Consider the following 12,587-nt stretch of genomic DNA (forward strand, 5'->3'; position numbering starts at 1 on the left):
GACCCCGACCGCGACCCCCGCACCGGTGCACGACGCCCCGCCCGCGCCGTCGCCCGAGCTGCGGCAGGCGCTCGCCGCCGTCCGCAGCGAGGTCGGCAAGGCCGTCGTCGGGCAGGACGGCGCCGTGACGAGCCTGCTCATCGCGCTGCTCTGCAAGGGCCACGTGCTGCTCGAGGGCGTGCCCGGCGTCGCCAAGACGCTGCTCGTGCGCACGCTCGCCGCGTCGCTCGACCTCGGCACGAAGCGCGTGCAGTTCACGCCCGACCTCATGCCCGGCGACGTCACGGGCTCGCTCGTGTACGACGCGCGGACCGCCGAGTTCTCGTTCCGCGAGGGGCCGGTCTTCACGAACCTGCTGCTCGCCGACGAGATCAACCGCACGCCCCCCAAGACCCAGGCGTCGCTCCTGGAGGCCATGGAGGAGCGGCAGGTCTCGGTCGACGGGACGCCGCGCCCGCTGCCCGACCCCTTCCTCGTCATCGCGACGCAGAACCCCGTGGAGTACGAGGGCACGTACCCGCTGCCCGAGGCGCAGCTCGACCGCTTCCTGCTCAAGGTCGTGCTGCCGCTGCCGGAGCGCGAGCAGGAGGTCGAGGTGCTCGCACGGCACGCCGCCGGCTTCAACCCGCGCGACCTCGCGGGCGCCGGGGTGCGCGCCGTCGCCGGGCGCGACGTGCTCGACCGCGCCCGCGCGGAGGTCGCACGCGTCCAGGTCGCGCGCGAGGTGCTCGGCTACGCCGTCGACGTGTGCCGCGCGACGCGCCACTCCCCCTCGCTGTCCCTCGGCGTGTCTCCGCGCGGCGCGACGGCGCTGCTCGCCACGTCGCGAGCGTGGGCGTGGCTCTCGGGCCGCTCCTACGTGACGCCGGACGACGTCAAGGCCCTCGCGCACCCCACGCTGCGCCACCGCGTGCAGCTGCGGCCCGAGGCCGAGCTGGAGGGCGTGACGGCCGAGAGCGTGCTCGACACCGTGCTCGCGTCCGTCCCCGTCCCCCGCTGAGGCGTCGCTCGTGGCCCTGACGTGGCGCGCCGTCGTGCTGGCGGCGCTCGGGATCGTCCCCGTGCTGCTCGTCCCCGTGCCGGGGACGGTGCTCGTGTGGACGCTGCTCGTCGTCGCGCTGTGCGCGCTCGACGCGGCCCTCGCGGCGTCCCCGCGGCGTGTCGCGATCGAGCGGCGCGTCGCGGGCTCCGTGCGGCTCACCGACGCGACGGCGTCCCGGCTCACGCTGACGAACCTCGCCCCGCGGCGGCTGCGCGCGCTCGTGCGCGACGCGTGGCCGCCGTCCGCGGGGACCCAGGTCAACCGGCACGACGTCGATCTGCCGCCCGGCGAGGCGACGCGCGTGACGACCGTGCTCGTCCCGACGCGCCGCGGCGAGCGCGTCGCGGACCGCGTGACGATCCGCTCGTTCGGCCCGCTGCGGCTCGCCGCGCGCCAGGCGTCGATCCCCGTGCCCGGGCGGCTGCGCGTGCTCCCCGAGTTCGCGTCGCGACGCCACCTCCCGAGCCGCCTCGCGCGCCTGCGCGAGATGGACGGGCGCGCCGCGGTGCAGGTGCGCGGCGAGGGCACCGAGTTCGACTCGCTGCGCGAGTACGTGCTCGGCGACGACGTCCGCTCGATCGACTGGCGCGCGTCGGCGCGCGGCCGGGACATGGTCGTGCGCACGTGGCGGCCCGAGCGCGACCGCCGCGTGCTCATCGTCGTCGACACGTCCCGCACGTCCGCGGCGCGCGTCGGGGACGCGCCGCGCCTCGACGCGAGCATCGAGGCGGCGCTCCTGCTCGCCGCGCTCGCGGGGCGCGCCGGGGACCGCGTCGAGCTCGTCGCCTACGACCGCACCGTGCGCTCGCGCGTCGCGGGGGCCGCCGGGCCGCGCCTCATGCCCGCCATGGCGGACGCCCTCGCGCCGCTCGAGCCCGCGCTCCTCGAGACCGACTGGCCCGGCCTCGTCGGCACCGTCCACGAGCGCCTGTCGCAGCGCGCGCTCGTCGTGCTCCTGTCCACGCTCGACGCCGCCGCCGTCGAGTCCGGCCTGCTGCCCGTCGTCGGGCAGCTCACGGCCAAGCACCAGGTCGTCCTCGCCGCGGCGGGCGACCCCGAGGTCGCCGCCCTGCGCGACGACCGCACCGGGACCGCCGAGGTGTACGACGCCGCGGCCGCCGCGCGCGGCGAGATCGAGCGCGCCGCCGTGACGACGGTCCTGCGCCAGCGCGGCGTCGAGGTCGTCGACGCCCTCCCCGACGACCTCGCCCCCCGCCTCGCCGACACCTACCTCGCGCTCAAGGCGGCCGGCCGCCTCTGAGCCCCGCGCCCGCCCACCGCGCCCGAGACGGTCGCCGCGCGAGGTAGAGGCCCGGTCCCACGAGGTAGAGCCGTGGTCCCACGAGGTAGAGCCGAGGCCGCGCGAGGTAGAGGCCCGGTCCCACGAGGTAGAGCCGAGGCCGCGCGAGGTAGAGGCCCGGTCCCACGAGATGAGGGCGCCCGGGATCGCCGAGCAGGGATCCCGGCTCCGTCTGCGGCGCCGGGCCACCAGAGGCGCCCGGTCGGGGGCGCCACGACCATCCGGTGGGCGCGCAACCCGTCTGAGGTGGCCCGACGTCGTCGTCCCCTCGAGCGTGGGCAGGCCCACCCTGGGCGACCACGCCTCCACCTGGCGGAACCACGGCTCTACCTCGCGCAACCACGGCTCTACCTCGCGGAACCACGGCTCTACCTCGGGAGACCAGGCCTCTACCTCGCGGGAGGTGGTGCAGGGGCCCTCTCCCCCGACCGTCAGGGGCGGGAGGTAGGGTCGTCCAGCACGTCCATCCCGACCTCAGGAGGCTCCCGTGGCCTGGCAGCCGACCGATCCCCGGCAGCGCGTCCGGCGCAACCGTCGCGTCGCGATCATCGTCGTGGTGGCGCTGCTCGCGACGTTCCTCGTCCCGGCGCTCGCGATCGTCCTGTCCTGACGGGCCGATGGCCGACGAGCGGTTCGGGCCGCGGCTGAGCCACGACGACCTCAACCGGGCGCTGCTCGCGCGCCAGCACCTCGCGGACCCGCGCGACGCGACCGTGCTGGACGAGGTGCGGCACCTCGTCGGCCTGCAGTCGCAGGTCCCGTCGTCGCCGTACCCGGCGCTCTGGTCGCGCCTGGCGGGCTTCGCGCCGGACGACCTGGGCGACCGCCTGCTCGACCGCCAGGTGGTGCGCGTCGCGACGCTGCGCGGCACGGTGCACCTCGTCGCGGCCGACGACGCGCTCGAGCTGACGGCGCTCGCCCGCCCCGGCCTGGCGACCTACCTGCGGTCGCAAAACCAGCACGGGACCGCGCTCGCGCACGTCGACCTCGACGACCTCGAGCGCGCGGCGCGCGACCTGCTCGCGGAGCCGCTGACGTCGGTCGAGCTGGGGCGGCGACTCGCGGAGCGGTGGCCCGACGTCGACCCGAAGCACCTCGCGTACGCGGCGCGCTGCCTGCTCCCGCTCGTGCAGGTCCCGCCCCGCGGCCTGTGGGGCGCGAGCGGCGCGGGCACGACGACCACCTGGACGACGGCGCAGGCCTGGCTCGGGCGGTCCGACGACGCCCTCGACGCCGTCGCGCACGCCACGGACCCGGACGCGACGCTCGCGGCGCGCGTGCGGCTCGTGCGCCGGTACCTCGCGGCGTTCGGCCCGGCGTCGGTGGCCGACGCGCAGCGCTGGGCGGGCCTGACCCGGCTGCGCGCCGCGGTCGACGTGCTGCGGCCCGAGCTCGTGACGTTCACCGGCCCGGCCGGCACCGAGCTCCTCGACCTGCCCGACGCGCCGCGCCCGCCGGGCGACGAGCCCGTGCCCGTGGTCCTCGCGGGCGACTTCGACAACCTGCTCCTGTCCCACGACGACCGCACGCGCGTCCTCGGGGACCTGCCGGTCACGAGCGTCGTGAGCGTCAACGGTCAGGTCGCGGCGGCGGTCCTCGTCGACGGCCGCGTCGCGGGCGCCTGGACGGCCCGCCCGGCGGCACCGGCGGCACCGGCGGCGCGCAGCGCCCGAGCAGCGGACCCAGGCACCCCCAGCGCCCGAGCAGCGGCCGCGCGCGGCGCCCGAGCGGCGGACCCGGCCGACGGGACGCGCCCGGCCGACGGGACGGACGTCGCCGTGCACGTCGAGGTGCGGCCGCTGCGCGCACGGAGCGGCCCCGGCGCGCCCGGCGGCGAGGCGCCGAGCCTCGCCGACCGCCTGCGCGACCCCGCGGTGCGCGACGAGGTCGTCGCGCGCGCCGAGGACTGGGTGCGGTGCGGGTGGCCGGACGCGCGGGCGCGTGTCGTCGTCGACGGCTGAGGCGTCGCGGGTCAGGCCGCGGCGGGCGCGGTGTCGCCCGCGTGGTCGGCCGTGAGGTCGCCCGTCTCCCCGGCCCGGACCGCGCGGCGGCCGAGCACGATCGTGTAGACCCAGAACGCCGCGAGCGCGACCGCCCCGATCACGATCTTGAGCCACCACGGCAGCTCCGACCCGGTGACGAAGCCCTCGATGACGCCGGAGACCGCAAGCGCGATCGCGAGGCCGATCGCGACGGTGACGAGCGCCCGGCCCTCCTGCGCGAGGGCGCGCGAGCGGGGCAGGGGGCCGGGGTCGATCCACGCCCAGAAGATCCGCAGCCCGGCGGCGCCGGCGACGAAGATCGACATGAGCTCGAGCAGCCCGTGGGGCGCGATGAGCTGGAGGAAGAGCGCGAGCTCGCCGTGCGCGGCCATCATGCCGCCGATCGAGCCGATGCCGACCGCGTTCTGGAACAGGACCCATGCGGGGAACACCCCCGTGATCCCGAGGCCCACGCAGAAGGCCGCGATCCGCGCGTTGTTCGTCCACACGACGGCGGCGAAGTCGACGCCCGGGTCGTAGTAGGACGCGAACGCGTCGTTCACGTACTCCTCCTGGACGCTGGGCGGGCCCATGGAGGCGAGGCCCTCGGGCGTGGTCGCGACCCAGACGCCCGCGACGAGCGCGACGAGGAGGCACGCGGCGGTCACGCCGACCGACCACCACCGGATCCGGTAGAGAGCGGCCGGGAGGGACACCGTGAGGAACCGCACGACGTCGCGCCACGCGGGCTCGTGCGCCCCCGCGATGCGCGTGCGGGCGCGCCCGAGGAGCACGGACAGGCGCGAGATGAGCACCGGGTCCGGCGCGACGGAGCGCACGGTCGACAGGTGCGTCGCGACGGCCTGGTAGAGCCGGACGAGCTCGTCGGCCTCCGCGCCGTCGAGCGTGCGGCGGCGGACGAGCGCGTCGAGGCGGTCCCACTCCGCGCCGTGCACGTCGGTGAAGGCGTCGAGGTCCACGACCGATACCCTGCCACACGGGGCGTGCCGACGGTGCGCCGACCGACGGGCGGGCAGGACCCGCGACGGCGAGGACGGGAGCGGGCGTGCGCGAGGGCATCGTGATCGGCGAGGGCGTGGTCCTGGACGCGCGACCGGCGTCGTTCGTGACGCGCGGGCTGGCGCTCGCGCTCGACCTGCTCGTCGTGCTCGTGTTCTTCGTCGCGACGCTCTTCGTGCTCGGCGCCTCGCTGGGCACGCTCGAGCTCGACATGGTCACCGCGATCCTCATCGCCTTCTCGGTCCTCGTCATGGTCGTCATCCCGACGACGGTCGAGACGCTCTCGCGCGGCCGCTCCCTCGGCAAGCTCGCGCTGGGCATCCGGGTCGTGCGCGACGACGGCGGCCCGGTCCGGTTCCGGCACGCGTTCCTGCGGGCGCTCGTCGGGGTCGGCGAGATCTGGCTCACGTTCGGCTCGGTCGCGCTCGTCGCGTCGCTGACGAACGACAAGGGCAAGCGGCTCGGCGACATGGCGGCCGGCACGTACGCGATCCGGGTGCGGGGCGGGCGACCGACGCTCGCCCCGCTCGCGATGCCGCCCTACCTCGCCGCGTGGGCCGCGCACGCGGACATGCGCCGGCTGCCGGACGGCCTCGCGCTGGCCGCCCGGCAGTTCCTCGGGCGCGCCGACCACCTGCACCCGGCGTCGCGCGCGCGGCTGGGCCAGGAGCTCGCGGGCCAGGTCGAGCGGTACGTCGCTCCGGGCCCGCCGCCCGGCACCCACCCCGAGACGTTCCTGCTCGCCGTGCTCACCGAGCGCCGCGACCGGGACCGCGCGACGGCCCACCGTGCGCAGGCCGCCGCGCGGGAGCAGGCCGAGCTGCTCCACCGGCTCCCCTACTCGGTGCCCGACCCGACGCGCTGACGCGCGCGGCGGCCCGTCGGAGCGTCCTCGAAGCGCCCGACGACGCGCGCGATCCCGACGAGCACGAGGGCGAACGCGCCGAACCAGACAGGCCGGCTCGCCCACCAGTCGGCGCCGCCCACGGCCGGGAGCTCCTGCCCGAGCACCACGAGGACGACCCCGACCACGACCACCATCGCGGTGAGGTGCCACAGGTACACGGTCATCGAGCGCCGCGCGAGACCGCGCACGACGGACCGCCCCCGGCCGTCGGCCCAGCGCACGAGCGGTCCCCGCGCGGCGAGCGCGAGCGCGACGAGCGCGACGGCGTGCAGCACGACGGGCGCGGTCGGCGGCCCGAGGTTGGACATCGCGTCGCCCGGCATGCCGATGAGCGAGACCGGGTAGGGCCCGACGGCGACGAGCAGGGCGGCGAGGGCCGCCGCGGCGAGCCCGGCGGCCACGAGCACGCGGGACCGCGGCACGACGGCGACGGGGACGACGCGGCCCCGGCGCACGACCCGCAGGCCCGAGCGGGCGTCGGCGTAGAGGAGCCCGACCGCGTAGGGCACGGCCCACACGAGCACCACGTTCACGAGCGCGAGCCGCTCGAGCCCGGCGCCGAACCGCAGGGCCTCGACCACGAGCGGGGCCGCCGCGAGCCCGGCGACGGCCCACCAGCCGGCGGCGTGCAGCGCCCGACGCAGGAGCGGCGTGAGCACGACGAGACCGAGGTAGACCGCGAGGAACCACAGGAGCTGCGGCGCCAGCGTCGCGAGCGAGCGGACGGCGTCGGTCGGGAGCCCGACGGCCAGCAGGACGCCGACGGCGACCACCCACGCCCCGACGAAGACGGCCACCGGCCGCAGCAGGCGCGGTAGCCGGGCGCCCGCGAGGCGGACGCCGTCGGCCAGGTCGGCGACGGCGCTCGGGCGGGTCACGACCCGGCCCCGGGCCGCGGTCCCGCCAGGGCCGCCGGCACGCCGCAGCCCGTACGCCGCCGAGGCGCCCGCAGCGAAGAACAGCAGGGCGAGCACCTGGAGCACCCACGTCACGGCCCACCCGGCGCCGTGCGCGAGGGCGTTCCCGATCCGGAGCTGCTCGCCGTCCCACGTCGCGTCCGCCATGAGCCAGTGCACCGTGAGGACGCTCAGGGTAGCGACGGCGCGCACGGCATCGACGAACACGTCGCGCGACGGGCGACGCGGTCCCTCGCCCGCCGCGGCCGCCGCGCCGGGCCGGTCCGGGCGCGGGGCGGGCGGGCCTCCGTCCCCGGTCCGGCGCGCGGCCGGGAGGACGGGCGACGACGCGCGGGGTCGGGCGGGGGGTGGCGACAGGACGGCCACGGGATGCTCCTCGGTCGGCGGGTCCGGGAGGTCTCCCGGTGCTCACCAGTCTCGAAACATCCCCTTCGTCCCGGTACGGGACGGTCCCCCGACCGCGTCGCGGTCGTCCACCCAGGTTCCGGGGGGTTGTCCCCCGCCGCTCGGACCTGGAGCCGCTGAGACCCGGAGGCGCTGAGAGCCGGAGGCGCTGAGAGCCGCTCAGACCTTGAGGTAGCGCAGCACCGCGAGGACGCGGCGGTGGTCGCCGGCGTCCTGCGGCAGCCCGAGCTTGCCGAAGATCGAGGTGACGTTCTTCTCGACCGCGCCGTAGGAGAGGAACAGGGCCTCCGCGATGGCGGAGTTCGACCGGCCCTGCGCCATGAGCTCGAGCACCTCGGTCTCGCGCGGCGTGAGGCGCGCGAGACCGTCGTCGGACCGCGACGCGCCCATGAGCTGGCTCACGACCTCCGGGTCGAGGACGGTCTGGCCCGCGGCGATGCGCGTGAGCGCGTCGACGAACTCGCCGACGTCCGCGACCCGGTCCTTGAGGAGGTAGCCGACGCCGCGCGCCCCGCCCGTGAGCAGCTCGCTCGCGAACCGCGTCTCGACGTACTGGGAGAAGAGCAGCACCCCGAGGTCGGGGTGCGCCGCGCGCAGCGCGAGGGCGGCGCGCAGCCCCTCGTCCGTGAACGTCGGGGGCATCCGGATGTCGACGACGGCGACGTCCGGCAGCGCGTCCTGCGCCGCGAGCCGCGCGACCTGCGCGACGAGCTCGTCGCCGTCCGCGACCGCCGCCGCGACCTCGTGGCCGCGACGGGTGACGAGCGCGACGAGACCGTCGCGCAGGATGGCGGAGTCCTCGGCGATGACGAGCCGCATGGTGTCCTTCCGGTCGGGCGGGCCGGGCGGCCCGGGCGGGCGCGGTGCCCCGGGGACATCCTGCCCGACGCCGCCCCGCCGCCCGGGCAGGACCGTCCCGTTCGCGCGCAGCACGTCAGACCCGGACGGGCAGGAGGACCGTGACCACCGTGGGCCCGCCGACGGGGCTCGTGAGCTCGAGCGAGCCGTCCACGGAGCGCACGCGCTCCGCGAGGCCCGCGAGCCCCGAGCGGTGACCGTCGGAGCCCGGCTGCACGACGCGCGCGCCGCCCTGGCCGTCGTCGCGCACCCGCAGGCGCAGGCGGGCCGCCCGGCCGCCGCCCTGGCGCTCCACGAGCACGTACACGCCCGACGCGCGCGCGTGCTTGACCGCGTTCGTCACGAGCTCGGCGACGCAGAAGTACGCGATCGACTCGACCGCGGGGGCGAGCCGGCCGGACGCCTCGACGGCCGGGTCGACGTCGACCGTCACCGGCAGCGGCGAGCGCGCCGCGAGGGTCTCGAGCGCGACCACGAGACCGTTGTCGAGCGCCGGCGGGTGGATGCCGCGCGCGAGCTCGCGCAGCTCGACCAGCGCCTCCTTGGTCGACGAGTGCGCGAGGTCGACGAGCTCGAGCGCGTCGCCCGCGTCGCCGCCCGCCGCGAGCTGCTCCTTGGCCTCGCCGAGCTGCATCGCGACGGCGACGAGGCGCGCCTGGGTGCCGTCGTGCAGGTCCCGCTCGATGCGGCGCAGCTTCGCGTCGGCGTCCTCGACCGTGCGGCCGCGCGACTCCTCGAGGTCGGCGACGCGCAGGCTGGACAGCGTGGGGCCGAGCAGCGCCACGGTGAGCACGCGGAAGAGGTGCGCGAACGCGCGCGTGACCTGCGGCCACACCCAGAGGAAGAGCGCCCCCACGAGCACGAGGCCGAGCTGGCGCGCCGGGGTGTCGACGTACCAGTCGACGCCGATCTGTGCCCCACGGTGCCACGTCCCGTCGGCGGCCTGCTGCAGCGGGAGCCAGCGCGACCAGATCCAGTGCGTCATGCCGCCCAGCCCGACGGCGAGGAGCACCGTGCTCACGACGAAGGACAGGATGGCGAGCGGGAACGTCACGAGGAGGAACAGCACGGCCCGCCACCCCGTGCCGTCGCCGATCCCGCTCCACAGCGTGCTCCAGAAGCCGCGGCGGCGCGTGTACGGGGCGGGGGCGGCGACGTCGACCCCGAGCAGGGACCGCGCGAGCGACCGGTACATCGAGCCCCAGCCGCGCCCGCCGACCACGACCCACCCCGCGACGACGAGGCCCAGGACGGGCACGATCATCGCAACGAGGAAGACCACGGAGAACAGCCCGTAGGAGAACGCGAAGGGCGCCAGCAGGAGCGCGAGCGAGAGGTACCCGTACTCGCGCCACGTGCGCCCCGCGAACGGCGCGCGCGCGAAGCCGACCCGCTCGCGGTGGTCCACGTACCGCGGGTCGGGCTGCGAGCCCGCGAACGCGCCCGGGACCCCGGGCGCGGCGGCCACGGCGGACGCCGAGGGGTCCGACGGCGCGGCGGGCGACGACGGCACCGCGGAGGGGTGCGGCGTCGGCACGACCGCGTCGGGCACGCCCGGCGAGGGATCGCCCGCGGGCACGACGCTCGGCTGGTCAGGGGTCACGGCAGTCATGGTGCCAGTCTGGGCGCGCGCGCGCGGCGACGACAGGGTGGCGTCCGCCGCACCCGGGTGGGGACAACCCCCGTGCCTGCCGTCAGTGCAGCAGGTACTTGACCGCGATGACCACGCCGCCGAACGCCGCGGCGAGCAGCGTCTCCCCCACCAGCAGGCCTCCGCGCGCCCCCGCGCGGTACGCGGCGAGGAACCCCACCACGCCGAGCAGGACGACGGTGAACCACACCGCGACGAGGGCGGCGCCCTCGGCGTCGAGCCCGGCCGCGAGCGCCACGAGGTACACGACGATCCCGGGGAGCGCGCCGAGGAGCACCCCGACGTTGGACCTCAGCGCGACGACCGTGCGGCCCCACAGCGAGTGCCCGGTGTCGTGGAAGCGTCCGCTCACCGCGTCCACGTAGCAGTGCGCGAGCCAGTAGCCCACCGCCACGAGGGTCGTCGCGAGCACGACGCGGTCGCCCGTCGGCGCGTGCACGCTGGAGACCGCCATGACGAACCCCGCGACGATCGCGCCGTACAGGAGGTCGTGCGGGGGCTCGCGCTCCCAGCGGTCGCCCACGCGGTGCCACAGCGGCCGCACCCGGCCGGGCGGCGGCTCGTCGCGCACCTCGTCGGCCGGCCCCGTCGTGCCCTCGCCCGCGGGGGGCGAGGGCACGACCGGCGTGCGCTCGTCGGACGACGGGTCCATGCGACCTCCTCAGCGCGTGCCGGACGACTCGGGGCAGTGCTCAGTAGCGGTAGTGCTCCGGCTTGTACGGCCCCTCGACGGGGACGCCCAGGTAGTCCGCCTGGGACGGCGAGAGCTCGGTGAGCCGGACGCCGAGCGCGTCGAGGTGCAGGCGCGCGACCTTCTCGTCGAGCACCTTGGGCAGACGGTAGACCTGGCGTGCGTAGGCGCGCTCGCGCCCCTCGCGCGCGGCGGCCGTCGCGTCCTCGTAGAGCTCGATCTGGCCGATCACCTGGTTCGAGAACGAGTTGCTCATGACGAACGACGGGTGGCCCGTGGCGTTCCCGAGGTTGAGCAGGCGGCCCTCGGAGAGCACGACGACCGAGCGGCCCGCGGGCTGGCCGTCGGGGCCCGGCTCCGCGAACGTCCACTCGTGGACCTGGGGCTTGATCTCGGTGCGCGACACCCCGGGCACCTCGGCGAGGCCGGCCATGTCGATCTCGTTGTCGAAGTGGCCGATGTTGCCGACGACGGCCTTGTCCTTCATCGCGACGAGGTGCTCGGCGCGGATGACGTCCTTGTTGCCCGTGGTCGTGATGAAGAAGTCGGCCTCGCCGAGCACGTCCTCGATCCGGGCGACCTGGTAGCCGTCCATCGCGGCCTGGAGCGCGCAGATCGGGTCGACCTCGGACACGATGACGCGCGCGCCCTGGCCGCGGAACGCCTCGGCCGCGCCCTTGCCGACGTCGCCGTAGCCCGCGACGAACGCGACCTTGCCGCCCATGAGGACGTCGGTCGCGCGGTTGATGCCGTCGGGCAGCGAGTGGCGGATGCCGTACTTGTTGTCGAACTTCGACTTGGTGACCGAGTCGTTGACGTTGATCGCCGGGAAGAGCAGCTCGCCCGACTCGGCGAGCTGGTAGAGGCGGTGCACGCCCGTCGTCGTCTCCTCGGTGACGCCCTGGATCTCCTGCGCGATCGTCGTCCAGCGCAGCGGGTCGGCCTCGAGCGCGCGGCGCAGCACCCCGCGCACGACGTTCATCTCGTGGGTGTGGTCGGGCTCGCCCGGGAGCGTGTCCGGCGGGACGACGCCCGCGCGCTCGTACTGCAGGCCCAGGTGGACGAGCATCGTGGCGTCGCCGCCGTCGTCGAGGATGAGGTTGGGCGACTCGTCCCCCGGCCACACGAGGATCTGCTCGGTGCAGTCCCAGTACTCCTCGAGGCTCTCGCCCTTCCACGCGAACACCGGGACGCCCTGCGGGTCCTCGGGCGTCCCGTGCGGCCCGACGACGACGGCGGCCGCCGCCTCGTCCTGCGTCGAGAAGATGTTGCAGCTCGCCCAGCGCACCTGCGCGCCGAGCGCGACGAGCGTCTCGATGAGGACGGCCGTCTGCACGGTCATGTGCAGGGAGCCGGCGATGCGGGCGCCCGCGAGCGGCTGCGACTCCCCGTACTCGGCGCGCAGCGCCATGAGGCCGGGCATCTCGTGCTCGGCGAGGCGGAGCTGGTGGCGGCCCGCCTCGGCCAGGGACAGGTCGCGGACCTTGTACCGGCCGGGGATCTCGTCGAAGCCGGGGGTGGCGCCGGAGGTCGGGGCCTGCGCTGTGGTGGACATGGTTCTCCTGTGCGTTCTCGGTGCCGGCGGAGCCGGTGGTGCCGGCTCGGCGGTGGCTGCCGATGACTGGTCGGTTGCTGCGCTGGGGGCTCCCGTCCGCGCGGGACGGGACCGCGGCCCGCCCGGCACCAGCCTACCGAGGACGACGCCGTCCGGCCGGGGCGCGGACCGCCCGGGCCCGCAGCACCACCGTTCGTCCGGCGCGCGCGCCCGGGCGCGCGCGTAACACGAACGCTTGACCATCTCAAGATCACGAAGG

The 12,587-nt window shown here is 76.2% G+C and carries 11 protein-coding genes; 5 read left to right on the forward strand and 6 right to left on the reverse strand.

Annotated features, from left to right (window positions below; all coding sequences use genetic code 11):
* The first annotated feature begins 25 nt into the window (after positions 1-25).
* From HKK73_RS13760 to HKK73_RS13770, 4 genes are all read left to right on the forward strand, one after another.
* Positions 26-1,000: a MoxR family ATPase gene (locus HKK73_RS13760; RefSeq protein ID WP_034656053.1), complete on the forward strand. Its 975-nt coding sequence runs from the start codon at positions 26-28 to the stop codon at positions 998-1,000.
* A 10-nt stretch (positions 1,001-1,010) separates the two neighbouring features.
* Entirely contained in the window at positions 1,011-2,303 is a 1,293-nt protein-coding gene (locus tag HKK73_RS13765) for a DUF58 domain-containing protein (RefSeq protein WP_085387531.1), read from the forward strand.
* A gap of 526 nt (positions 2,304-2,829) precedes the next feature.
* The gene (locus HKK73_RS19305; protein ID WP_255179365.1) at positions 2,830-2,952 is read left to right on the forward strand and encodes a hypothetical protein; all 123 of its coding nucleotides are present in this window, start codon (positions 2,830-2,832) and stop codon (positions 2,950-2,952) included.
* A gap of 7 nt (positions 2,953-2,959) precedes the next feature.
* The gene (locus HKK73_RS13770) at positions 2,960-4,303 is read left to right on the forward strand and encodes a winged helix DNA-binding domain-containing protein (RefSeq protein ID WP_171468210.1); all 1,344 of its coding nucleotides are present in this window, start codon (positions 2,960-2,962) and stop codon (positions 4,301-4,303) included.
* An 11-nt stretch (positions 4,304-4,314) separates the two neighbouring features.
* On the opposite strand, the gene HKK73_RS13775 is transcribed toward HKK73_RS13770, so the two are convergent.
* Positions 4,315-5,304 (reverse strand): stage II sporulation protein M, encoded by a 990-nt coding sequence (locus tag HKK73_RS13775; RefSeq protein WP_171468211.1) that lies wholly within the window; start codon positions 5,302-5,304, stop codon positions 4,315-4,317.
* Between the two features lie 86 nt (positions 5,305-5,390).
* On the opposite strand from HKK73_RS13775, the gene HKK73_RS13780 reads away from it, so the two are divergent.
* Complete coding sequence (locus HKK73_RS13780) at positions 5,391-6,209, forward strand: RDD family protein (RefSeq protein WP_171468212.1); 819 nt, start codon at positions 5,391-5,393, stop codon at positions 6,207-6,209.
* Here the strand turns inward: HKK73_RS13780 and HKK73_RS13785 are convergent.
* The 5 genes from HKK73_RS13785 to ahcY all read right to left on the reverse strand — a co-directional run bounded on the left by HKK73_RS13785 (position 6,182) and on the right by ahcY (position 12,328).
* Positions 6,182-7,534 (reverse strand): acyltransferase family protein, encoded by a 1,353-nt coding sequence (locus HKK73_RS13785; protein ID WP_253705647.1) that lies wholly within the window; start codon positions 7,532-7,534, stop codon positions 6,182-6,184. The genes HKK73_RS13780 and HKK73_RS13785 overlap by 28 nt on opposite strands.
* 198 nt (positions 7,535-7,732) lie before the next feature.
* The gene (locus tag HKK73_RS13790; RefSeq protein WP_034651737.1) at positions 7,733-8,392 is read right to left on the reverse strand and encodes a response regulator transcription factor; all 660 of its coding nucleotides are present in this window, start codon (positions 8,390-8,392) and stop codon (positions 7,733-7,735) included.
* A gap of 115 nt (positions 8,393-8,507) precedes the next feature.
* On the reverse strand, positions 8,508-10,043 hold the full coding sequence (locus tag HKK73_RS13795) for a sensor domain-containing protein (RefSeq protein ID WP_171468213.1): 1,536 nt from the start codon (positions 10,041-10,043) through the stop codon (positions 8,508-8,510).
* Positions 10,044-10,125: 82 nt separating this feature from the next.
* Positions 10,126-10,734, reverse strand: coding sequence for a hypothetical protein (locus HKK73_RS13800; RefSeq protein ID WP_034651704.1), 609 nt, complete (start codon positions 10,732-10,734; stop codon positions 10,126-10,128).
* 40 nt (positions 10,735-10,774) lie between these two features.
* Positions 10,775-12,328 (reverse strand): adenosylhomocysteinase, encoded by a 1,554-nt coding sequence (gene ahcY, locus HKK73_RS13805; protein ID WP_370512506.1) that lies wholly within the window; start codon positions 12,326-12,328, stop codon positions 10,775-10,777.
* Between the last annotated feature and the right edge of the window lie 259 nt (positions 12,329-12,587).

It is taken from the genome of Cellulosimicrobium sp. 72-3, assembly GCF_013127315.1.
GTDB classification, from domain to species: Bacteria; Actinomycetota; Actinomycetes; order Actinomycetales; family Cellulomonadaceae; genus Cellulosimicrobium; species Cellulosimicrobium funkei.